20 protein-coding genes are annotated in these 22,166 nt (G+C 29.0%); 11 read left to right on the top strand and 9 right to left on the bottom strand.

All coding sequences use genetic code 11. The annotated features are described in order from the left end of the window. Window positions 1-64 precede the first annotated feature (64 nt). The 6 genes from tamL (at window position 65) to BT151_RS13680 (ending at window position 9,505) form a co-directional block, all read left to right on the top strand. A complete protein-coding gene (tamL, locus tag BT151_RS13705) occupies window positions 65-2,623 on the top strand; it encodes a translocation and assembly module lipoprotein TamL (RefSeq protein ID WP_072403175.1) in 2,559 nt (852 codons plus the stop codon). Between the two features lie 199 nt (window positions 2,624-2,822). Further along, a complete protein-coding gene (gene fbaA, locus BT151_RS13700; RefSeq protein WP_072402903.1) occupies window positions 2,823-3,890 on the top strand; it encodes a class II fructose-bisphosphate aldolase in 1,068 nt (355 codons plus the stop codon). A 273-nt stretch (window positions 3,891-4,163) separates the two neighbouring features. Then, window positions 4,164-5,021, top strand: a complete 858-nt coding sequence (gene accD, locus BT151_RS13695) for an acetyl-CoA carboxylase, carboxyltransferase subunit beta (RefSeq protein ID WP_072402902.1) — start codon at window positions 4,164-4,166, stop codon at window positions 5,019-5,021. Between the two features lie 129 nt (window positions 5,022-5,150). Further along, on the top strand, window positions 5,151-5,420 hold the full coding sequence (rpsO, locus tag BT151_RS13690) for a 30S ribosomal protein S15 (protein WP_072402901.1): 270 nt from the start codon (window positions 5,151-5,153) through the stop codon (window positions 5,418-5,420). Between the two features lie 241 nt (window positions 5,421-5,661). Continuing rightward, window positions 5,662-7,917 carry a polyribonucleotide nucleotidyltransferase gene (locus BT151_RS13685; RefSeq protein WP_072402900.1) on the top strand — a complete coding sequence of 752 codons (2,256 nt, stop codon included), beginning with the start codon at window positions 5,662-5,664 and terminating at the stop codon, window positions 7,915-7,917. A gap of 196 nt (window positions 7,918-8,113) precedes the next feature. Continuing rightward, window positions 8,114-9,505 (top strand): glycosyltransferase family 2 protein, encoded by a 1,392-nt coding sequence (locus BT151_RS13680; RefSeq protein WP_072402899.1) that lies wholly within the window; start codon window positions 8,114-8,116, stop codon window positions 9,503-9,505. A 562-nt stretch (window positions 9,506-10,067) separates the two neighbouring features. Here BT151_RS13680 and BT151_RS13675 read toward each other — a convergent pair. The 6 genes from BT151_RS13675 to BT151_RS13650 form a co-directional block, all read right to left on the bottom strand. Beyond that, a complete protein-coding gene (locus BT151_RS13675; protein ID WP_072402898.1) occupies window positions 10,068-10,715 on the bottom strand; it encodes a hypothetical protein in 648 nt (215 codons plus the stop codon). A 72-nt stretch (window positions 10,716-10,787) separates the two neighbouring features. Then, window positions 10,788-11,558 carry an SDR family NAD(P)-dependent oxidoreductase gene (locus BT151_RS13670; protein WP_072402897.1) on the bottom strand — a complete coding sequence of 257 codons (771 nt, stop codon included), beginning with the start codon at window positions 11,556-11,558 and terminating at the stop codon, window positions 10,788-10,790. Between the two features lie 3 nt (window positions 11,559-11,561). Then, window positions 11,562-12,542: an SDR family NAD(P)-dependent oxidoreductase gene (locus BT151_RS13665; RefSeq protein WP_072402896.1), complete on the bottom strand. Its 981-nt coding sequence runs from the start codon at window positions 12,540-12,542 to the stop codon at window positions 11,562-11,564. Further along, on the bottom strand, window positions 12,539-13,210 hold the full coding sequence (locus BT151_RS13660; protein ID WP_072402895.1) for a CPBP family intramembrane glutamic endopeptidase: 672 nt from the start codon (window positions 13,208-13,210) through the stop codon (window positions 12,539-12,541). The genes BT151_RS13665 and BT151_RS13660 overlap by 4 nt, the downstream gene beginning before the upstream one ends. Window positions 13,211-13,212: 2 nt before the next feature. Continuing rightward, window positions 13,213-13,794 carry a DUF6134 family protein gene (locus tag BT151_RS13655; RefSeq protein ID WP_143144315.1) on the bottom strand — a complete coding sequence of 194 codons (582 nt, stop codon included), beginning with the start codon at window positions 13,792-13,794 and terminating at the stop codon, window positions 13,213-13,215. A gap of 227 nt (window positions 13,795-14,021) precedes the next feature. Then, complete coding sequence (locus BT151_RS13650; RefSeq protein WP_072402893.1) at window positions 14,022-15,164, bottom strand: helix-turn-helix domain-containing protein; 1,143 nt, start codon at window positions 15,162-15,164, stop codon at window positions 14,022-14,024. 644 nt (window positions 15,165-15,808) lie between these two features. On the opposite strand from BT151_RS13650, the gene BT151_RS13645 reads away from it, so the two are divergent. From BT151_RS13645 to rpe, 5 genes are all read left to right on the top strand, one after another. Next, window positions 15,809-16,543, top strand: a complete 735-nt coding sequence (locus BT151_RS13645; protein WP_072402892.1) for a response regulator transcription factor — start codon at window positions 15,809-15,811, stop codon at window positions 16,541-16,543. A 312-nt stretch (window positions 16,544-16,855) separates the two neighbouring features. After that, window positions 16,856-17,854, top strand: coding sequence for a hypothetical protein (locus BT151_RS13640; RefSeq protein WP_072402891.1), 999 nt, complete (start codon window positions 16,856-16,858; stop codon window positions 17,852-17,854). 63 nt (window positions 17,855-17,917) lie between these two features. After that, window positions 17,918-18,292: a hypothetical protein gene (locus tag BT151_RS13635; RefSeq protein ID WP_072402890.1), complete on the top strand. Its 375-nt coding sequence runs from the start codon at window positions 17,918-17,920 to the stop codon at window positions 18,290-18,292. Window positions 18,293-18,499: 207 nt separating this feature from the next. Further along, window positions 18,500-19,363 carry a sigma-70 family RNA polymerase sigma factor gene (locus BT151_RS13630; protein ID WP_072402889.1) on the top strand — a complete coding sequence of 288 codons (864 nt, stop codon included), beginning with the start codon at window positions 18,500-18,502 and terminating at the stop codon, window positions 19,361-19,363. Window positions 19,364-19,552: 189 nt separating this feature from the next. Continuing rightward, complete coding sequence (gene rpe / locus BT151_RS13625) at window positions 19,553-20,215, top strand: ribulose-phosphate 3-epimerase (RefSeq protein ID WP_072402888.1); 663 nt, start codon at window positions 19,553-19,555, stop codon at window positions 20,213-20,215. Here rpe and BT151_RS13620 read toward each other — a convergent pair. From BT151_RS13620 to BT151_RS13610, 3 genes are all read right to left on the bottom strand, one after another. Beyond that, window positions 20,212-20,631, bottom strand: a complete 420-nt coding sequence (locus BT151_RS13620) for a CBS domain-containing protein (protein WP_072402887.1) — start codon at window positions 20,629-20,631, stop codon at window positions 20,212-20,214. The genes rpe and BT151_RS13620 overlap by 4 nt on opposite strands. A gap of 97 nt (window positions 20,632-20,728) precedes the next feature. After that, complete coding sequence (locus BT151_RS13615) at window positions 20,729-21,148, bottom strand: CBS domain-containing protein (RefSeq protein ID WP_072402886.1); 420 nt, start codon at window positions 21,146-21,148, stop codon at window positions 20,729-20,731. An 82-nt stretch (window positions 21,149-21,230) separates the two neighbouring features. Continuing rightward, a complete protein-coding gene (locus tag BT151_RS13610; protein ID WP_072402885.1) occupies window positions 21,231-22,064 on the bottom strand; it encodes a zinc-dependent peptidase in 834 nt (277 codons plus the stop codon). Window positions 22,065-22,166: the final 102 nt, after the last annotated feature.

The following is a 22,166-nucleotide window of genomic DNA, read 5'->3' as shown; positions in this document are numbered from 1 at the left end:
TAGAATATTCAAATTAATTTCAAATAAACATTTAAAACCAAAACTTAGAAACAATTATTTTCTCTTGAAAAAACAACTCTTTAAAATACTAATTCTAATAGGCTTTATTATATGTTTTACGTCCTGTGATACAGTAAAACGAGTTGCCGAAGACGAACACTTACTTACTAAAAATACCGTTTTGGTCAATGGTGAAAAAGATAATACCGAAACTATAAATAATCTTATATACCAACAGCCAAATAGTAAAATTCCGCTTTTAAATGTTCCTCTGCGCTTACATATTTACAATACAGCACGTCCTAATATTGATTCTATAATTGAGAGAAACTTAAATAAAAGACCCAATAAAAGAGAAAACTTAGAACAGTTTTTATCTAAAAAGCAGTTAGAAAAGTATATTCAATCAAGAAAAGATTTTAACGCTTGGATAAAAAAAACAGGAGAAGCGCCTGTAATTGTTAATGAAGAAAGAACTAAAAGATCTGTAAAACGTTTTCAAGATTATTATATAAATAATGGTTGGTTTGATGCGAATACAAAATATGAGATTAAAAAAAACGACAATAAGCGCGCACAAGTTGAATATAAGATTGAAACTGGGAACGCCTTCATAATTGATTCCATAAATAATAACATAAAATCTCCAATTGTTGATACGCTTTATAAAAACATTAAAAAAGAATCGTTAATAAAACGATATGACCAATATAGAACTATCAATTTTGATCAAGAACGCGATAGAATTTCTAGTGAGTTACGTAACTCTGGTGTTTATCATTTCAAACCAGATTATATCAATTTTGAAATTGACACCATTGGTACTAATAAAAAAGTTAATGTTGATATAAATATTCTAGACAGAGCCATAAGAACTCAAGATTCTACAAGACGCGAACCTTTTGAAATTTATAAAATAAGAGATGTTCATGTTATAACAGATTATACTTTTGAAAATAGAGGGAAACCATTTCAAGATTCTATATCATATAATGGATACAAGATATACAGCTATAACAAAATGCGGTATAGACCAAAAGCATTAACAGACGCTATATTTATCAACCCTGGTGAGATTTTTAAAGATATTGATAGAACTAGAACTTACAGGCATTTAAACGAATTACGCACTTTTAAGTATCCAAACATAGAGTATATTGAAAATCCTGATAATACTCTTACAGATACCATTAGATTAACACCATTAAAAAAATTCAGTTTAGGTTTTAGTGCAGATGTGTCTCAAAGTAACATTCAAACCGTTGGCTTTTCATTAAACCCTAGCTTGCTTATTAGAAATATTTTTAGAGGTGCTGAAACTTTAGAAATATCTGCTATTGGTTCTATTGGAGCTTCAAAAGATGGTAATAAAGATGTAAACGACCCGTTTTTTGATATTAATGAATATGGCGTAGATTTTAAATTAACCATTCCTAGGTTATTTTCTCCATTTTACACAGAAGGTATACTACCCAAATATATGTCACCAAGCACTAGAATTAGTTTATCAACAACTAGTCAAACAAACATTGGTTTAGACAAACAAACCTTTAGCGGTATTTTTAGCTACAACTGGTATCCAAGTAAAAAAGTATCAAATAAACTAGACCTATTCAACATTCAATATGTTAGAAACCTTAATGTTGATAATTACTTTGGCATTTACACGAATTCTTTTAATAGTTTAGAGAATATAGCGCTTCAATCATATAACACTCCTTCAGAATTTATAACATTAGATAAAAATGACAATGAAATTTTGATTAGAGATAAAGCAGATGAATTTATAAATTTAGTTTTAAATGATAATAATTTTGAAGCAAGTAATCCAACTGAATACAAAACAGTTTCGGGTGTTGATGAGCGAAAACAACGTTTAACTGAAAACAACTTAATTTTATCCTCAAGTTTCAATTTTATAAATGATGAACGCACTAATCTATTTGATGAGGATTTCTCAATATTCCGAGCCAAATTAGAACTAGCTGGAAATGTACTATCAACTGCATCTAAACTTTTAGGCTTAAAAAAGAATGATGATAATCGATATGAAATTTTTAATGTTGCTTATTCGCAATTTGTAAAAACAGAATTAGATTATACAAAACATTGGGATTTAGGAAATAAAAACATACTTGCTATAAGAAGTTTTTTAGGTATTGCAATTCCATATGGTAATTCTGATAACATTCCGTTTTCTAAAAGTTTTTTTGCAGGCGGACCTAATGATAATCGTGCTTGGACAGCCTATAGTTTAGGACCGGGAAGTTCTGAAACCACCAATGAATTTAATGAAGCTAACTTAAAATTCACCTTTAGTGCAGAACAGCGTTTTAATATTTTTGGTAAACTAAACGGCGCACTATTTGTAGATGCTGGTAACATTTGGAATGTATTTGATAATGTTGACGATGAAAGAGCTACTTTTAATAATTTTAGTTCTCTTGAAGATATTGCTATTGGATCTGGTGTAGGTTTACGCTACGACTTTAGCTTTTTTGTATTTAGATTTGATATTGGTTTTAAAACCTACGATCCATCATACCGTGATCAAAATAGATGGTTTAACGACTATAATTTTGCAAACGCTGTTTACAATATTGGTATAAATTACCCATTCTAATTAAAGAAATTTAACTGCTGTAAACATCTTAATTTTGATTAAAATTATTGTTACTTAAAAAAACATAATCAAAACTGTTACAAAACTATAACGTTTTAGTTTGTTTTTAGGCTTTTCAAAGCACAAAACAGCAGTTACTTATCTAAAAAATCATTACTTTTGATACATACTAATTACAAATCAAAATTTAATTAAAAACATGGGACACAATATAAAACCAGGAGTAGCAACAGGTAAAGAAGTACAAGCTATTTTCAATCATGCAAAAGCTAATAATTATGCCTTACCTGCTGTAAATGTTATTGGTTCAGATACTATAAATGGCGTTTTAGAAACTGCAAAAGATTTAAACGCTCCAGTTATCATTCAATTTTCTAACGGTGGTGCACAATTTAATGCTGGTAAAGGTTTAAGTAATGACGGACAGAAAGCAGCTATTGCAGGTGCAGTTGCAGGTGCAAAACACGTACATACTTTAGCTGAAGCTTATGGTGTTCCAGTTATTTTACATACAGATCATTGTGCAAAAAAGCTATTACCTTGGATAGATGGTTTATTAGATGCTAGTGAAAAACATTTTGCAGAAACAGGAAAATCTCTTTTCAGTTCTCATATGATTGACCTTTCAGAAGAGCCAATTGAAGAAAACATAGCAATCTGCAAAACCTATTTAGAGCGAATGAGCAAAATGGGTATGACTTTAGAAATAGAATTAGGTATTACAGGTGGTGAAGAAGATGGTGTTGATAATAGCGATGTAGATGATTCTAAACTATACACACAACCAGAAGAAGTTGCCTATGCTTATGAAGAATTAAGCAAAGTAAGTTCACAATTTACAATTGCAGCTGCATTTGGTAATGTACACGGAGTTTACAAACCAGGTAATGTAAAATTAACACCAAAAATTTTAAAGAATTCTCAAGAATATATTTCTAAAAAATATGGTGTAGAAGATAATCATATCGATTTTGTATTCCATGGTGGTTCTGGTTCTACAGTTGAAGAAATTAGAGAAGGTATTAGCTACGGTGTTATAAAAATGAATATAGATACCGATTTACAATATGCTTTCATGAGTGGTATTCGTGATTATATGGGTAATAAAGTTGAATACCTAAAAGCACAAATTGGAAGTCCTGATGGAGACGATTCTCCTAACAAAAAATATTACGACCCAAGAGTTTGGTTACGTGAAGGTGAAAAAACTTTTATAGCTCGTTTAAAAAAGGCATTCGAAGATTTAAACAATGTAAATACTTTATAAAAAGTATTATTTTACTTAAACAAGAAAAAAGATTCTGTAATTACAGAATCTTTTTTCATTTAACACACTATAAATCAATTTTTTAACGAACTACAAAATTAAGGCTATATAATAAAAGTATTATGGCGTTACCACAAAATTAAAAAAAGGTTTAATTTTGTGGTCGGGCTTTCCACTATATCTTTTTTGCTCAGGCAAAAAAGGATGCCGTTGCAATCCCTAACGCAATTTAAGATACAGAAGATTATATAATCTAAAAAAATAATAAATCATATGTCTTGGTTTAAAAGAAAAACAAAAGGAATAACAACAACTACCGAAGAGAAAAAAGACACACCCAAAGGGCTGTGGTACAAATCTCCAACTGGTAAAATAGTAGATACCGAAGAGTTAGAAAAGAATTTTTATGTAAGTCCAGAAGATGGTTATCATGTTCGTATTGGTAGTAAAGAATACTTCGAAATTCTTTTTGATGATAATAAATTTAAAGAATTAGACATAGATATAGAATCTAAAGATCCTTTAAAATTTATCGACACAAAAAAATACCCAGACCGCTTAAAAGCTGCACAGAATAAAACTAATTTAAAAGATGCCGTTCGTACAGCTGTTGGAAAATCTAAAGGTAAAGACTTAGTAGTAGCTTGCATGGATTTTGCATTTATTGGAGGCTCTATGGGAAGTGTTGTAGGAGAAAAAATTGCTAGAGCAGCAGATTATTCTTTAAAAAACAACATTCCTTTAATGGTTATCTCAAAATCTGGTGGCGCACGTATGATGGAAGCTGCATTATCACTAATGCAACTAGCAAAAACATCTGTAAAATTAGCGCAATTAGCCGATGCTAGTATTCCTTATATTTCGTTATGTACAGACCCAACAACTGGTGGTACAACAGCATCATTTGCTATGTTAGGAGATATTAATATTAGTGAACCTGGAGCTTTAATAGGTTTTGCTGGCCCACGTATTGTAAGAGATACAACAGGAAAAGAACTCCCTGAAGGGTTTCAAACCTCAGAGTTTTTATTAGAACATGGTTTCTTAGATTTTATTACTTTAAGAAAAGACCTAAAAAATAATATAAATCAGTATTTAGATTTAATTCTAAATCAACCTTTAAGAGCATAACTTAAAAAGCGACTAATTAGTCGCTTTTTCTTTTTAATAGAATTTCTTGCAAATCATTAAAATTTACTATCTTTGCCGCTCGAAAGAAAGGCTTTCGTGTACATAAAAATCATTTACAATAATATTAGCATGTATTTAGATCAAAAAGAAAAAGAAGAAATTTTTACAAAACACGGTAAAAATTCAAAAGACACAGGTTCTGCAGAAGGACAAATTGCATTATTCACTTATAGAATTAATTATTTAACAGAACACTTAAAACAAAATCGCAAAGATTTTAATACTGAGCGTTCTTTAGTGAAATTAGTAGGTAAAAGAAGAAGCTTACTAGATTACTTAACTAAGAAAGATGTCTTAAGATATCGTGCCATAGTAAAAGAATTAGGATTAAGAAAATAAAAAAAAGAGGCTTTTATAGCCTCTTTTTTGTTTTAAATATAACAAGCTACAACGTCATTACGAGAAGCGTAGCAATGTGGTAATCTTTACAAAAAGAGACAGATTGCCACAGCAAATTAAAAATTTGCTTCGCAATGACACAAAAATAGAAGAAGCTAATTATTAGTTTTTCATTGGTCATCACAACAACAACTACACGCAACAACACAACGACCATTGTTTAATTAGAATTAAAAAATTTATGATTCCAAAAGTTTTTAGAGAGGTCATTGACCTTGGTGACGGTAGAGAAATTTCTATTGAAACCGGAAAATTAGCAAAACAAGCTCATGGTAGTGTTGTAGTGCAATCTGGAAAATGTATGTTATTATGTACAGTAGTTTCCAATTACAAACAAAGTCCTGTAGACTTTTTACCTCTTACAGTTGATTATAGAGAAAAATTTGCAGCATCAGGTCGTTATCCTGGAGGTTTCTTTAAAAGAGAAGCAAGACCAAGTGATGGTGAAGTATTAACTATGCGTTTAGTGGATCGTGTATTACGCCCATTATTCCCTAAAGATTACCATTCTGAAACTCAAGTAATGATTCAATTAATGTCTCATGATGAAGACGTTATGCCAGATGCTATGGCAGGATTAGCTGCTTCAGCTGCTATTCAATTATCAGATTTTCCTTTTGAGTGTCCAATCTCTGAAGCTAGAGTTGGTCGTATTAATGGTGAGTTTATTATCAACCCTACAAGAGCTCAACTATTAGAATCTGATTTAGATATGATGATTGGTGCTTCTGCTGATTCAGTAATGATGGTAGAAGGTGAAATGGATGAGATTTCTGAAGAAGAAATGGCAGACGCTATCAAGTTTGCTCATGAAGCTATAAAAGTTCAATGTGCTGCTCAAGTAAAATTAGCAGAAGCATTTGGAAAAAAAGAAGTTCGTGAATATGAGCCAGAAAGAGAAGATGAAGATTTAGCGAAGAAAATTCATGATATGGCATATGATAAAGTTTATGCTATCGCAAAAGCTGGATCTGCTAAGCATGAAAGAAGTGCTGCGTTTTCTGAAATAAAAGAAGAAATTAAAGCTACTTTTTCTGAAGAAGAACAAGAAGATCTTGGAGATTTAATCTCTAAATATTACTATAAAGCAGAAAAAACTGCTATTCGTGATTTAACTTTAAACGAAGGTTTACGTTTAGATGGTCGTAAGACTGATGAGATTAGACCAATTTGGTGTGAGGTTGATTACTTACCATCAACACACGGTTCTGCAATCTTTACACGTGGAGAAACTCAAGCATTAGCTACAGTTACTTTAGGTACAAGTAGAGAAGCAAACCAAATAGACATGCCATCTTTTGAAGGTGAAGAGCGTTTCTATTTACATTATAACTTCCCTCCTTTTTCAACAGGAGAAGCTAGACCAATTCGTGGAACATCTCGTAGAGAAGTTGGACACGGTAACTTAGCACAACGTGCTTTAAAAGGTATGGTTCCTGAAGATTGTCCTTATACAGTTCGTGTTGTATCTGAAGTTTTAGAATCTAATGGTTCTTCTTCTATGGCAACAGTTTGTTCTGGTACAATGGCGCTTATGGATGCTGGTGTTCAATTAAAGAAACCTGTTTCTGGTATAGCAATGGGATTAATTTCTGATTCAGTTTCTGGAAAATATGCTGTTTTATCTGATATTTTAGGTGATGAAGATCACTTAGGAGATATGGACTTTAAAGTAACAGGTACTGCTGATGGAATTACGGCTTGCCAAATGGATATTAAAGTAAAAGGATTATCATATGAGATTTTAGTAAATGCACTAAAACAAGCTCGTGATGGTCGTATACATATTTTAGGTAAACTAACAGATACGATAGCAAAACCTAATGCAGACGTTAAAGGTCATGCTCCAAAAATGGTTACAAGACGTATTCCTAACGAATTTATTGGTGCATTAATTGGGCCTGGTGGAAAAGTAATTCAAGAATTACAAAAAGAAACTGGAACTACAATTGTTATTAATGAAGACCCAATAACTGAAGAAGGTATTGTTGAAATTTTAGGTGTAGGTAATGAAGGTATTGATGCTGTACAAGCTAAAATAGATTCATTATTATTCAAACCAACTGTTGGTAGCGTTTACGAAGTTAAAGTAATTAAAATGCTTGATTTTGGTGCTGTTGTAGAGTATATGGATGCGCCAGGAAATGAAGTTTTATTACACGTAAGTGAATTAGCTTGGGAACGTACAGAAAATGTTTCTGACGTTGTGAATATGGGTGATGTTTTTGATGTGAAGTACTTTGGTGTAGACCCAAGAACTCGTAAAGAAAAAGTATCTCGTAAAGCAATCTTACCAAAACCAGAAGGTTATGTAGCAAGACCACCAAGAGAGGATTCTAGAAGTGGTGGACGTGATAACAGAGGTAGTAGAGATAATCGCGGGCGTGATAACCGTCGTGATGATCGTAAACCAAGAGAAGATAAGAAGGAAGATTAATTTCTTTTTAAACTCAATATACAACCCAAATAGAATTAATTCTATTTGGGTTTTTTTATACTTTTATTTTCAAATAAAAATTAAATATAGAAATCTATCCCTATACTGTTATGTTAAAAAAAATATAACAAAAGTCTAAAGCTAAGCTAGTGACGTACAAGTAGTAAAAGCAATACCTAAATCAATTACAATTCTGATGATCTTAACAAAAAAATTAAAATCAACCAAAAATAATAGCACCAAAAAATTCTTCATTAGCAAAAACCCTCATAATAAAATTACTCTAATAAGCACATTTATATTAATAACTATTGGTCTTTACTTTTTTGCAACATTTCATAATGATTTTGAACAATTTAATACAAATAATAAAAGCTCAACTATAGGTGTTATTTTTATATTTACGGCAGGAATTATTTTTGCTTATAAAGCACTTTTCTTTATTTATATGGCCTGCAAATACTTTAAATATAAGGCTGTTGAATCTGTAACAGATAAAGAATTACCAACTTGTACAGTAATCGTTCCTGCATATAATGAGGGTAAACAGGTTTGGGATACCTTAATGAGTTTAGCTGATAGCAACTACCCAAAAAACAAAATACAATTATTAGCTATTGATGATGGTAGCTTGGATGATACATGGCATTGGATGCTTGATGCGAAAGAAAAACTTGGTGAGTATTTAGAAATATACAAACAACCAGAAAACAAAGGAAAACGCCATGCACTATATCGTGGATTTAATCTTGGTACTGGAGAAATATTTATTACCGTAGATAGTGACTCCATAGTTAAAGAAAATACACTCAGAAACTTAGTGAGTCCTTTTATTAGAAACAAAGAATGTGGTGCAGTTGCTGGAAACATTAGAGTTTTAAACAACAAAAATGAAATGCTTCCTAAAATGCTTGATGTAAGCTTTGTAATGAGTTTTGAGTTTGTTCGCTCTGCAGAAAGTGCTTTAAATTCTGTATTATGTACTCCTGGTGCTTTGGCTGCTTATCGTAGTTCAGCAGTTTTTAATTGTTTACCAGAATGGATAAATCAAACATTTATGGGGCAACCATCAGACATTGGTGAAGATCGTGCTATGACTAACATGATATTAAAACAAGGTAAACATGTTCTTTTTCAAAGAAATGCGGTTGCCTATACCAATGTGCCAGATAAATATACTGGACTTTATAAAATGTTTATTAGATGGGGACGAAGTAATGTTAGAGAAAATATAGCAATGTCTAAATACGTTTTTACCAATTTTAGAAATGGAAACAAACTTGGTAGTCGTTTGCTTTTTATAAGTCAATCTGCTAAAATAATAATGAGTTACCCTTTTGTATTATTTATGCTATTTTTTGTTTTAGTTCATCCTTTATTATTCTTAGGGTCTACCCTATTAAGTATTTTAGTTACTTCTACATTTTCGGTTGCTTTTTATTCGCACCGTTATAAGATAAAAGAGTCTATTTGGGCTTACACTTATAGTGTTTTATACACTTTTGGTTTATTTTGGATTACACCTTATGCTATAGCTACAGCTAACCGTCGTGGTTGGTTAACTAGAGGTCTACCTGAAAAAAAATAGAGCTTTATTTTCTATCTATTATAATCTCATAGCATCCAAAAAAAAAATCAATTTTCAATCTTACTTTATATATTTAAGCCCCATTTAAGCAATTTAAATGGGGTTTGTTTTTTTAGATTGACAAGTTAAGTGTTATCTTAATAATTAAAACTAGATCCTCAATATTCCCAATCACTTAAAGAATATGCTATTATTGCAAAACCAGCCCCAATAACAACCACCGTAATTCTATTGTTAAAATAGTTGATAAAGTTTCATCCTCTAATTTTACCGATTTGATGAAATTTTCATTTAATGAAATATTTACAATTTCACCTTTCACTTGTTTTACTCCATAATAATGAGTGTCACCAGCTTTAATACTTCTAAATTTTAAAATTTCATTATTTCTAGTTTGAATTTTTGTTCGTTTAAATTCTTTGGAAGCTTATTCCAAAGTTATAGATTCTGAATGATAGGTTTTACAACTTTGAAAAAGTATTAATAAAGCGCATACTAATGCAATAGATTTACATTGTTTTTTTAGTGTTTTCATAATTACTTTATTAAAAATTAATAATAATTAAAAGCAGTATGTAATTTTGGGCATATAATAACATTTCCCAATGTTATTATGCAAAGCATATTTTAATTTATAAGTAACATATTGTAGACTAAAACTTATTGAAAGTTGGGTTCTATCAGTTATATTAAACAGATATTCCAATTCGGGTGATAGTAGAAAAGATACCATTTCATTATATGGTTTCTCTTCTTCTTTGGTTAGTAATAAAATATCATCAGTATTTATATAAATAGATGATATACCTGCTCCTGCTCCAATACTCATAAAAGATTTCTCAAAAAAAACAATATCTTTTTTAAACTTTACAAGACCATTTAAAAAAATTCTTGAAGTAGCTTTTAAGATATCTAATCTTCTAAAATAGTTGAAGTTATTTTCGCGATCCCAACCTCCAAATTGAATAGCCAACTCAACAGAATTCACGCCACTTACTGAAATATTCATATTAAATTCAAAAAAAGGAGCTATTTTAAAATACTGTTTTGAAGCAGGTATAAAAAGTCCTATTCCACCTCTATATGAAACCCCTTCTAAAACTTCATCAATAGCTTTACTATATTCATTTATTTTTTGAATAGAATCGTATTGAGCCCATGATTTTATATTTAAAACAAAAAAAAGTATTATTAATATAATGTGTTTCATGTTTTGCTTGATTTTAATGATTCAAAAGTGTTTTAAAGATGTTTTTTGAACATATTTTATCAAATAAGTTATTTAAATAGCATTTTTGGTAAGTCTATTTTTAATTTTAGCTGGCAGAAGAGAATCCAAAAACATAAAGGTTTTATTCACACTTCCGGGAATAATGACTTCCTTTCCTTTATTAAACTTTTTTATGGTGATTTTTGCAACATCTTCCGGATTCATAATAGACTGTTTTGAAATCCAACTTAATCCTCTATTTTGTAAACACAAACCCGTTGTTGTATTCATACCTCCAGGACAAACAATGGAAACTGAGATATTATATGGTTTCAGTTCTTTTCTTAAACTTTTTGAAAATGATAATAAATAAGCCTTTGTGCCCCCATAAACCTGTTTTTTAGGCAAATGAAAAAAACTAGCCATACTACTCACATTTAAAATCCCCGATGGTGCATTTAATTTAAAATCATTTATAAAAAGCTTAGTTAATAAAGTTGGAGTTGCTACGTTAACATTTATTTGAGTTAGAAAATAGTCTTCATTCATATCTTCAAATAAGCCTTTACTAAGCATTCCTGCGTTATTAATTAAATATTTAATTGATATGTTTTCGTTTTTAACTTCTTGATACAAATTCATACAGTTTTCCTTAGAACTAAGATCTATTTCAAAGTATAAAACATCAATTTTAAAGTTCGTTTTTAAAAAATCACTCAATGTTGGCAAACCAGAATTTGGTAGTGATACCAAAACTAAATTCATCATTTTTTTCGCATACTCAATAGCAAGGGCTTTACCAAACCCTTGACTTGCTCCAGTGATTAAAGTATATGCTTTCATTTTTTATTCTTTTAAATAATTTATTGTTTGGAATAAACCTTTATCTATGGTTGTAATTTTATAACCTAAATCAGTTATTGCTTTGCTTGAAGTAGATAGTCTATTACAAAACAGTGAGTCAATTATTTTAGCACTAATTCCCGATGAAGCACCACTCATATTTTTAATTATGTTCACACATGAAAAACACGCTTTTAAAAACCCGTAATGTATTTTTACAATTCTAATATTGCTTTTAGTTAAATTTTTAATAGTTTTAAAAAGCAAGTCATAACTAATATTCTCTCCTCCAATAATATATTTTTCATTTGTTTTAGAACTTTTCATAGCAAGTATATGCGCATTTACAACATCATTTATATAAACATAGTTTGTTGTTACTTCTAGCCTAGATGGAACAAAAAGAAAATCATTCTTAACTATTTTAGATATTAAAGTATTTATACCATTAGAAAACGTTTTAAGTCCTGGCCCATAAACTCGTGTTACATTTAAAGTTAAACAAGACAAACCCTTATTATGATACTGACTAACTAACTCTTCTGAAACACCTTTGGTTAGCTCATAATCATTTGAATAAGAAATTAATCTTGGTTGATTTTCAGTAATATGAATATTTCCAAACGAAGGTCCATAAACAGCTAGAGTACTAGTGTAAATCACTTTTTTAATATGATGACGCAACGCTGCTTTTAAAATATTTTCGGTACCTAAAACATTAGTGTTATAAAAATTATCTAACTTTTTACACCTAAGATTTGTATAAGCTGCTGTATGAAACACATAATCACATTCTTTTATAGCTTTCTCTAAAGATTCGTAATCACATATATCCCCTTTTACTGGTTTTATATTTTCATGCACTGGAATTTTATTAGAATTTATATCTCTAACCAATGCTATAACTTTATAATTTTGGTTGGCTAAGGTTATTGCTAATTCATGACCGATATAACCTGTTGCTCCTGTAACTAATACTTTCATGACACATATTTATTAAAGGTTAGACAATAAAACACTGAGATTTCGTAAACTGCTGATAATGACAAGTGAATAAAAAATGCATACCAAATACTATTTGTTAAATAGGTAAAGAGGTATAGAACAACTCCAAAAGGAATAGCCCCAATAATTTCCTTTCTTGAATCGAATATGTGAATTAGTACATATAATAATGTTCCATAGACAATAGCTATTGGAAGACTTGTGGATTCTAAAAATTTAAAAAGCAAAACACCTCTAAAAAAGAACTCATAACACAATAAAAAGGCAAAACGTATTATAAAATATACCCACGCATTAGAGAAATTATAATGACTTTTAAAAGTATTTTCATGTTGATACTTATTAGCAGAATGCTTGGAAAGAAATACACATAAAAAAATGATTCCAAAGAAAATAAATAGTATATGTAGTTTAGGAATAATAACAGAATCTACTAGAAATCTTAGTTCTGGGATAATAATATAAAATAGAATCCCAAAAAGCACAATACCTAGTATATGTTTTAGATTTAGAAGACGTAAACCATTACTAACCATTAAAGCTGTTTGCAAATTATTAATTCCCATTTTTTTATATATCATACTTACAATAAAATAAGTAGTAAAACTTACAGATATTAAAACCCATATTATGACAGAAGTACTCATGATTATACTGGAATTAATGTTACATCAAATAATGGGCTAAAGGCCTCAATTTTGAAACATTCCCCGTTTTCATAATGAAAAATGTTATACTTATCTTTAGAGAATTCAACTCTATAAATTCCATCTCTTATTGCTTTCACTGGTACCATTTGGCTTAAATTGTCGCAAAAAATGTTTTGTAAACCTATTGGCTCTTTAAAATACATGGTAATAAGATTATGAGTAATAGAATCAAAATCAAGGATTCTTATTTCTTTAGAAGATTGCAGTTTGTATCGTCCATTATTAAGACTAATACTGTGATTGGTTTTTAGTTTATTATTTACTGTTCTAAAAACCGATGAATACATTAATATATCATCTTTATAAATAGATTTTTCTTCTCCAGTAATTTTAAATTTCAAGATATATCGAGCTTCAATATTGCTTTCTAAAGTATAGGTAATTGAGTCCTTAAAGGTTTGTTTATTAATTTTAATGGTTCCTATTATAGTATTATTTTTAACAACATTATATGTAATCACATTACTTTTATGACTATCATTTATAGCATAAAAATTAGTTGCTACTAAAAGGAATAACATAAGTTTTAACCTTAGAACAAGTTTTTTAATTATTGCTATTCTATTATACAGAAAATTGTTTTTCTTAAATCTCTTAATTAGGTAAAAAATTAATGCTGGTATCATGACTAACTATTTTAAGATTATTTTTATAATCGTAAAAGTATTAGGCAATTTCAATACTAATATCCGAGAAGTTCTAAGTTGTAAAAATCAGGATGTCCAACGATAATTTCGGACTAAAAAGACTAGAATTGGTCTCTAAAAGTAGTTGGTGTTTGTGAAGTAAATTTTTTAAAGGCAGAATAAAAGGTAGATTTTGAATTAAAACCGCATTCCAATCCAATAGCAACAATAGTGTAAGCACTAAAATCATTATTTGAAAGAAATTTTTTAGCTTGTGCAACTCTTAATGAGTTAATAAAGTCTGAAAAATTGCAATTACCGTATTCATTTATAATTTTTGAGAAGTGGCTTTTACTAATATTAAGCTGAGATGTTACAGTCTCCATACTTAATAAAGGATCTAGATAAAGTTTGTTTTTAATAATATAATCTTTAGTGTTTTCAAATTCCTTTTGATGTTTAACATTATAAATTTTATCTACATTAGATAAATCACCAAAGCTTGTATTTGTACTAGAAGATATCAATACATTATTATTTACAATGGAGCTTCTTAAAAATATTCTATCCTGAACAACGTTATATTTATAAAAACCCTGATAACCAATCCAATACAAAAGCATGGATGAACTAAGTCTTAAAAACATATAGGCATCATCATTTCCATATAAAGTATCAATAGTAACTGCAAAAGCCCAAAAACCAATAACAATTGTGCCTAAACGTATAAACCATTTTATCCATTTTAAGTCATCGTATGCTAAAATATAATCGAGCATTTCATGTTTTCTAAAAACAAGAATACTAGCATTAAAAAACAAAAAAAGACAATAGAATAAATTACATATTTCTTCAATGTTTGTGTATTTTTCTATTAAAGAAGCCTCTTTATTTGGCACATTGTAATAGACATAAGAAATTAGGCATAGACGAAAAATGAGTTCAAAAATAAAAATAATTAATGATGGTTTTAAAAAATCGTTTACGCGTTTTTCAACTCTTAAAAAATTAGTAGTAAAACTATAAAACACAGGAAAAATTAATAAGTACCATGGTACTTCAAGATGTTTAATTAGGAACAAATTACTAGAATAACCATTGTCAATTAACCAAGCTTGAAGATTACTTAAAGAAATAAATAATACTGTTAAATTTAAAAAAATGATAACCTTATTAAATTTTTTTTTAACAAATACTGTTATAAGATTAAAACATAAACCTTGTAAAACACCAGCAATCAATAAAAAATTAATAATTTTTACCATAATTTACTAATTAGAATAGAGAAACAAACAAAGCTATTTTTTATGAAAAAGAGATATTTATTTAAAAAGACCAATTTAGTCAAAAAACATATAATTATTAATTAAAATAAACACAATCCTCTGACAAATAGATAATTAAACTATTTTATATTTAGAAATAAATGATTTCACCATAGCTTTATACCTAACAAACATGAGATTGAGTTACTATATAATTTTCCCTAAAATTATTATTTTTATAAATCTGTTTATGTCGCTTTTGTATAACTACATGATAAATATACCAATCTAACAGAGCATACATAAATGGCTTTCCCAATATTTTATTAGTCTTCATAATTTGTTATTTATGGACTTTTGTGAAAAATCAAAAGTAAATTTTAAAGAATGGTATTGTGTTTTTTCACAAATCCATACCTCAAAGAGATAACAGATTCCAATTATTTAAATGAAATCAATGCTAAATAAAAAGGGAGAAAAAAACTTTAATAAACAATTTCTTGTAATTAGTATAACGATTTAAGAACTACTTTGCTTTTCATAGGACTACATAACTACATGAATATCAATACAAAGTAATAAAAAATTCTAGACATAAGTAATACGTAAATTCACGTATTTTTTATAACTTTAGCGATGGACTTATGAAAAAACAAACAGGAATAGAATATTTTCTAAATCAGTTAAGTGAAGGAAAAGCTAATTTAGACACTATGGATGCCAAATCCATTAAAAAAAAGTTGATGCTTTTTCCCAATCAAGCAGTTTCAATTTATGATTATACCACTTTTGAGCTTAAATATGTAGACGGTTTTGAGATTTTTGGATTAGTAAACGAAGAAATTTCAATGCTCGATGTATTTAATACAGCCATTCCAGAACAAAGAGAAATATGTGGTGAATTGAGTGGGAAAATTATAAAACATATACAAGAACATGCCGAAAACCTAGAAATACATGTACTTAATATAAATTATGCGGGGCAACATACAAATGGCACTCTTATGCACATACTTCTTCAAGGAAAAATGTTTGAGACAACCAATAATGGCACTATTAAATCCATTTTGGTAGCCATGACGTATTTACCACATTTAAAACCTCCCAAAATTGTAAGTTGGTGCCTGAATGAACCTAATTTTAGAAATACCATTTCTGATTTATTAGATAAAGATATTATGAATCCAAATCACATTAGGTCGAGAGAACTTGAGATACTTCAGTTTACTGCCCAAGGACATACTATGTCGCAAATATCAAAAAAATTACACATTTCTAATCGAACAGTTGAAAAACATTTAGAAAACCTGAGATGTAGGTTTGAATGCCAAAATTCGGCTCAATTAATAACTTTTGCTATGGATATGAATTTATTTTAGTGAAAAATCTTTTTACCACAACTAAGTACGAATCAAATGAGATTGAGAGACTGACCTATTTTTATTAGAGTTTCTTTTTAATAATTTTTTATAGCTTTTTTTTACAACTACGTAATAAATATAATTATCTAATAAACTATAAAGGAGTGAATTCGATGTGGCTGAATTAGTTTTCATAATTATTAGTTTAATAATACACTCAAAAATAATTGTAATTTTTGATTAGCTATTTACTAAATCGTCCTAATATTTCATTTATTTTTATTAATTTTCACAAAATCTACCAATTCTATACTTGTAATTTTTCAAAAAATGCAAGAGCAGTTTATTAGTTATTTAAAAGCAAAAGCACAAAACAACACATCATTTGTTGAAGAGGTTGCTAGTGTTTTAGACATTGGATACGATGCAGCCTATAGAAGAATAAACTTAAAAACTAGCATATCTTTAGAAGAAAGCGTAAAACTTGCTAAACATTATAAAATTTCATTAAATAATTTATTTGAGGTTGGCAGTCAGGATACAATTTTGACCGAGTTGTCTCCTAAAATAAATAATGAAAAAGATTTAGAATTATGGCTAAAACAATCCTTGATTAATCTTAGTCCATTAACTAAAATAAAAAGTGCTACATTAATTTATGCAGCAAAGGATATCCCTATTTTTCATTCCTTAAAGGATACTTTTTTAACGCGTTTTAAAATGTTTGTGTGGCTTAAGGACGTTGATTTGGATTTAACTCGAAGCAAGGTCAATTTTGAAGATTTTATTAATTCAATTCCAGATACATTGATGCAAAGTGCCTATGCGCTAAGTGACGTTTATAAGAATATAAATATTACTGAAATATGGAGCGAAAACACCATGTCGGGGTCTTTTCAACAAGTTTTGTATTATTATGAAGCTGGTTTATTATCAAAAGAGCATGCCTTGAATATTTGCGAAGATTTTGAAGATGTTATAAATCATACTGAAGAACAAACAATATTACAAAGCCATATTGGTTCTCAAAATAAAGCAGTCTACCAATTATACAAATCTGATTTGCATCCATTGAACAACACTATAATGGTAGTTACACCTTATAAAAAAATATTTTTTTCTCCCTATACTGTTTTAAACTATTTTAAAGTAGAGCATCAGGATACTTGCACTCATATTTATGATTTTTTACAAAAGCAAATGGCTAATTCTAAGTTACTAGCAAATACAGGTGAAAGAGATAGGTCTGTTTTTTTTAAAAGATTACATAACAAATTAAGTTCATTAAAAGATCGCATTGTAATTGATGAAAAAATGTCATTTCTTTAATACTAATTTATTAAACCTTGTTAAAATTTTGCTATTTCACTTATTTTCATTATATTATATGCTATGATTTACGAAGACAAAGCAAAATATTCGAACATTTTAGAAAACTCAATAACCTATTTAGAGAACCATGGTTTTAAAAATATTAAAGCCGATATTGAAGGTTACGAAACACCTAAATCTTACGCTAAGGCAGGGAGTGATATTTCGGTTACGCCAGATGTTGTAGCAACAAAAGAAGGTAGAAAATACTACTTTGATATCAGTTTGAAATCTGAAAAACCAAAACTTTTAAAATCTAAATGGCTTTTTCTTAATACACTTAGCAATATAAACTCTTCACGTTTTAGATTAATAACAGCGCGCGGGCATTATAAATTCACTCAAGACATGCTTGAGGCTATTAATTTAACTAATAAGCAATTAATTAAAATATAAAGTTATTTTAAACCGCTTCTTTACACAATTAAGGATGATAGCTTTTATTGAAAAAAAAATAGTTATAGTTGTGACTTTTTAATTGTTTTGTGTCTTAATTATAAGATCGCGAAAAATATTATTAATTATTTTGTAACATTTTGGCAACATCATACGTATAACTATTGAATGCCCGAATATTCAAATTAAAATATAGGAGAACTTTAAATGAGACAACTTAAAATTACGAAGCAGGTTACCAATAGAGAAACGGCTTCGTTAGACAAATATCTTCAAGAAATAGGAAAAGTTGACTTAATTACCGCAGACGAAGAAGTAGAATTAGCACAACGTATTAAAGCTGGTGATCAACTTGCTTTAGAAAAATTGACGAAAGCTAATTTACGTTTCGTAGTATCGGTAGCTAAGCAATACCAAAACCAAGGTTTAACATTACCAGATTTAATTAATGAAGGTAATTTAGGTTTAATTAAAGCCGCTCAACGTTTTGATGAAACTCGTGGTTTTAAATTTATTTCTTATGCTGTATGGTGGATTCGTCAATCGATTCTTCAAGCTTTAGCTGAACAATCTCGTATTGTACGTTTACCATTAAACAAAATTGGTTCTATTAATAAAATTAATAAAACATTTGCATTTTTAGAGCAAAGTCATGAACGTCCACCTTCTGCTGAAGAAATTGCAAAAGAGTTGGATATGACTATTAACGATGTTAAGGAGTCTATGAAAAACTCTGGACGTCACGTAAGTATGGATGCGCCTTTAGTTGAAGGTGAAGATTCTAACTTATATGATGTATTAAATAGTGGTGAATCACCTAACCCAGATCGTGAATTATTACACGAATCTTTACGTACTGAAATTGAACGTGCGTTAGAAACTTTAACACCTCGTGAAGCAGATGTTATTCGTTTATACTTTGGTTTAGGAAATCAACACCCAATGACTTTAGAAGAAATTGGTGAAACATTCGATTTAACTCGCGAACGTGTACGTCAAATTAAAGAAAAAGCTATTCGTAGATTAAAACATACGTCTAGAAGTAAAATATTAAAAACCTATTTAGGATAGTAATTTTTTAATAGTTATTACGACTAAATAACAGTAGCAAACAGTTACACATAACTGTTCGTTTTTTGATTGATGAAAGAACCCTCGGCTGATTACCGAGGGTTTATTTTTTTACTTAAACAAATCACTTTGTGAATAGACTTCAAAAAGACTTTTCTATATTTGTTGAAACTTTACAAAACACGAAAAATGAGTTCTAAACTAATAGCGCCTTCATTATTAGCTGCAGATTTTGCAAACTTACAACGAGACATAGAAATGGTTAATGAAAGTGAAGCAGATTGGTTTCATATAGATATTATGGATGGTGTTTTTGTTCCAAATATTTCTTATGGTATGCCAGTGCTTAAAGCAATTACTGCGTACACAAAAAAAACTGTAGATGTTCATTTAATGATTGTTGATCCCGATAGATACATTAAAACTTTTGCCGATTTAGGGAGCAACATTTTAACCGTACACTATGAAGCATGCACACACTTACATAGAACCCTTCAGGCTATTAAAGCAGAAGGCATGAAAGCTGGAGTTGCACTAAACCCGCATACTAATATTAATGTTTTAGAAGATGTTATTAACGATATTGACATCGTATTGATTATGAGTGTTAATCCTGGTTTTGGCGGACAAAGCTTTATTGAAAACACATACTTCAAAACAAAACAACTTAAGGACTTAATTACTCGAAAAGGCGCTTCAACAAAAATTGAAATTGATGGTGGTGTTACCAATAAAAACGCAAAAAAATTGGTTGATGCTGGCGCAGATATATTAGTTGCTGGTAGCTATGTTTTTAAAAACAGCAACCAACCTGAAACCATTAAAGATTTAAAAGCTGTTGCCAATTCTTAAAATTGTTTTATAAAATAGTATAGCAAATCTGTTGTAGTTACAATTCCAACTAAAGTTCCATCATCTACTACTGGTAATGCATGAAATTCTCGATCAGCTAAAATTTGAGCGGCTTCTTTAATAGTAGTTTCACTTGTAATTGTAAAAACATCTTTAATCATTACCTGCTCAATAGTAAATAAATTGTAAACAACAGAGTCTACAGAGCGATTTGATTCTTCCTTAGTTTCTGCAAAACTAATTCGCATTAAATCTGTGTAGCTAAGCATTCCAATTATAGACTCTCCTGAAACTACTGGCATATGTTTTATTTTATGTCTATTAAAAAGCATTTCAGCTCTTTCTAAATTATCAGATCTTGTTAATGCAATTATATTTTTGGTCATTATATCTGATACTGGCGTTCTTTGTTTCATAATTAATAAATTTTAAATCATTTAATAAAATTAACTCAAAACTATAAATAGTTTTATGATGAAAATCATGATTTGATTTTTTAAATATTGAATAAAGCTAAAATTGTTTAAGTAAATACTTTATAAGATCTGTAGTGGTAACAATACCTACAAGTTTATTATTATCTACAATTGGCAAAGCATGAAACTCTTTAGTAGCTAAAATTTCAGCGACTTCTTTTATTGATTTTGATGATGGTACAGTTACAATGCTGCTCTTCATAACTTGTTTAATGGTAAACATATTATAAACTAGCGCATCGGTATCTCCATCTAAATTATCATCCAAATCAGAAAAACTTAAACGCAATAAGTCTGTATAGCTCAGCATTCCTACAACCACATTGCCGGTAACAACAGGAATATGTCTAATATGGTGCTTTTTAAAAAGGTGTTCTGCTTTTTCGAGGCTATCATTCTTTTTTAATGTAATAACAGGCTCTGTCATTATCATTGAAATCGGTGCTTTACGTATCATGGCATCAAATTTTAAGTTTAATTACTTCTAAAATTATTAAACAAAACCCTTAGAAACCATGATAAATGTCATAGATTAAATACTAATACCCGGCAAAATTAAAATTAAGCATTTGCCTTATTTTTGAATAAACTTCTGGAAATTCATTTTTAAAATCTTTTGGAGTTTCTATAAAATTTTCGATAGCAACTGCTAGAAATTCAAACTGATTTGTAAATGCGTATTTTCTAAAATAATTTGATGCCATTAATGTATTTCTTAGTGTCTCGTTTTTAGATAGTAAATCTGATAATTCTCTAAAACTATCACTAAAAATATTGGAACTTACATCTCTTTCTTTCATACTATTAATATGTATAGCATGGGTAAACTCATGTATTCCTAAATTTAAATTATCCTTTTCATTATTAAAACCTAATTTAAAATCTTCCCATGACAAGACTAATGCTTTTAATCTGGGATTAAACTCGCCCTTATGGTAAACATTATTAGTGTTTGAATAAAACTTGCTTGGATAAACAACAATTTTTGAAATATAACCAATATAAAAATCTCGAAAACCAAAAGTTAACATAATAGCTGTTGCAGATATTAATACTTTAATTTCATCTGTGATTTTAATACCCTCACGATCTATAAAATCTTTATCCTTTATAAATGATGCTACACGATGCTCAAAGTAAATTTGTTCTTTATTTGTTAGCCTTTTATAGAATGAAAATTGATTATTTAAAACTCCTTTTTGATTATCACTTAATTTCTTTAGATTAAAATACAAATGATTATATAATGGTTTTTTATATTTCAAAACATATCCCATTTCAATCAATTTAAAACCGTAATACAAGAATATAACAAGCATTACAATTAAAAAAACACCAAAAATTATTTTACTAGTAAGATCAAGATTTTCCATAAAAACAATCACACATTTTAAATAAACGTTTTTTCAATTTCTAAATTATAATTAATCCAAAATTCAACTAATTTAATCTATTAAAATACAAAAAGCTCTATA

The sequence above is a fragment of the Flaviramulus basaltis genome, assembly GCF_900114265.1.
Taxonomy (GTDB): domain Bacteria; phylum Bacteroidota; class Bacteroidia; order Flavobacteriales; family Flavobacteriaceae; genus Flaviramulus; species Flaviramulus basaltis.
Note: the sequence above shows the minus strand (reverse complement) of the source record. Positions and strands in the feature narration are given on the sequence as shown.

Bases quoted from the DNA above. Each gene is read 5' to 3' on its own strand.
- BT151_RS13640 (WP_072402891.1), top strand. From the start codon at position 16,856: ATGCAAGAGCAGTTTATTAGTTATTTAAAAGCAAAAGCACAAAACAAC.
- BT151_RS13655 (WP_143144315.1), bottom strand. From the start codon at position 13,794: ATGTTATTCCTTTTAGTAGCAACTAATTTTTATGCTATAAATGATAGT.
- fbaA (WP_072402903.1), top strand. From the start codon at position 2,823: ATGGGACACAATATAAAACCAGGAGTAGCAACAGGTAAAGAAGTACAA.
- BT151_RS13645 (WP_072402892.1), top strand. From the start codon at position 15,809: ATGAAAAAACAAACAGGAATAGAATATTTTCTAAATCAGTTAAGTGAA.
- BT151_RS13610 (WP_072402885.1), bottom strand. From the start codon at position 22,064: ATGGAAAATCTTGATCTTACTAGTAAAATAATTTTTGGTGTTTTTTTA.
- BT151_RS13685 (WP_072402900.1), top strand. From the start codon at position 5,662: ATGATTCCAAAAGTTTTTAGAGAGGTCATTGACCTTGGTGACGGTAGA.
- BT151_RS13635 (WP_072402890.1), top strand. From the start codon at position 17,918: ATGATTTACGAAGACAAAGCAAAATATTCGAACATTTTAGAAAACTCA.
- BT151_RS13650 (WP_072402893.1), bottom strand. From the start codon at position 15,164: ATGGTAAAAATTATTAATTTTTTATTGATTGCTGGTGTTTTACAAGGT.
- BT151_RS13630 (WP_072402889.1), top strand. From the start codon at position 18,500: ATGAGACAACTTAAAATTACGAAGCAGGTTACCAATAGAGAAACGGCT.
- BT151_RS13670 (WP_072402897.1), bottom strand. From the start codon at position 11,558: ATGAAAGCATATACTTTAATCACTGGAGCAAGTCAAGGGTTTGGTAAA.
- accD (WP_072402902.1), top strand. From the start codon at position 4,164: ATGTCTTGGTTTAAAAGAAAAACAAAAGGAATAACAACAACTACCGAA.
- BT151_RS13675 (WP_072402898.1), bottom strand. From the start codon at position 10,715: ATGAAACACATTATATTAATAATACTTTTTTTTGTTTTAAATATAAAA.
- BT151_RS13620 (WP_072402887.1), bottom strand. From the start codon at position 20,631: ATGAAACAAAGAACGCCAGTATCAGATATAATGACCAAAAATATAATT.
- rpsO (WP_072402901.1), top strand. From the start codon at position 5,151: ATGTATTTAGATCAAAAAGAAAAAGAAGAAATTTTTACAAAACACGGT.
- BT151_RS13615 (WP_072402886.1), bottom strand. From the start codon at position 21,148: ATGATACGTAAAGCACCGATTTCAATGATAATGACAGAGCCTGTTATT.
- rpe (WP_072402888.1), top strand. From the start codon at position 19,553: ATGAGTTCTAAACTAATAGCGCCTTCATTATTAGCTGCAGATTTTGCA.
- BT151_RS13680 (WP_072402899.1), top strand. From the start codon at position 8,114: ATGATCTTAACAAAAAAATTAAAATCAACCAAAAATAATAGCACCAAA.
- BT151_RS13660 (WP_072402895.1), bottom strand. From the start codon at position 13,210: ATGAGTACTTCTGTCATAATATGGGTTTTAATATCTGTAAGTTTTACT.
- BT151_RS13665 (WP_072402896.1), bottom strand. From the start codon at position 12,542: ATGAAAGTATTAGTTACAGGAGCAACAGGTTATATCGGTCATGAATTA.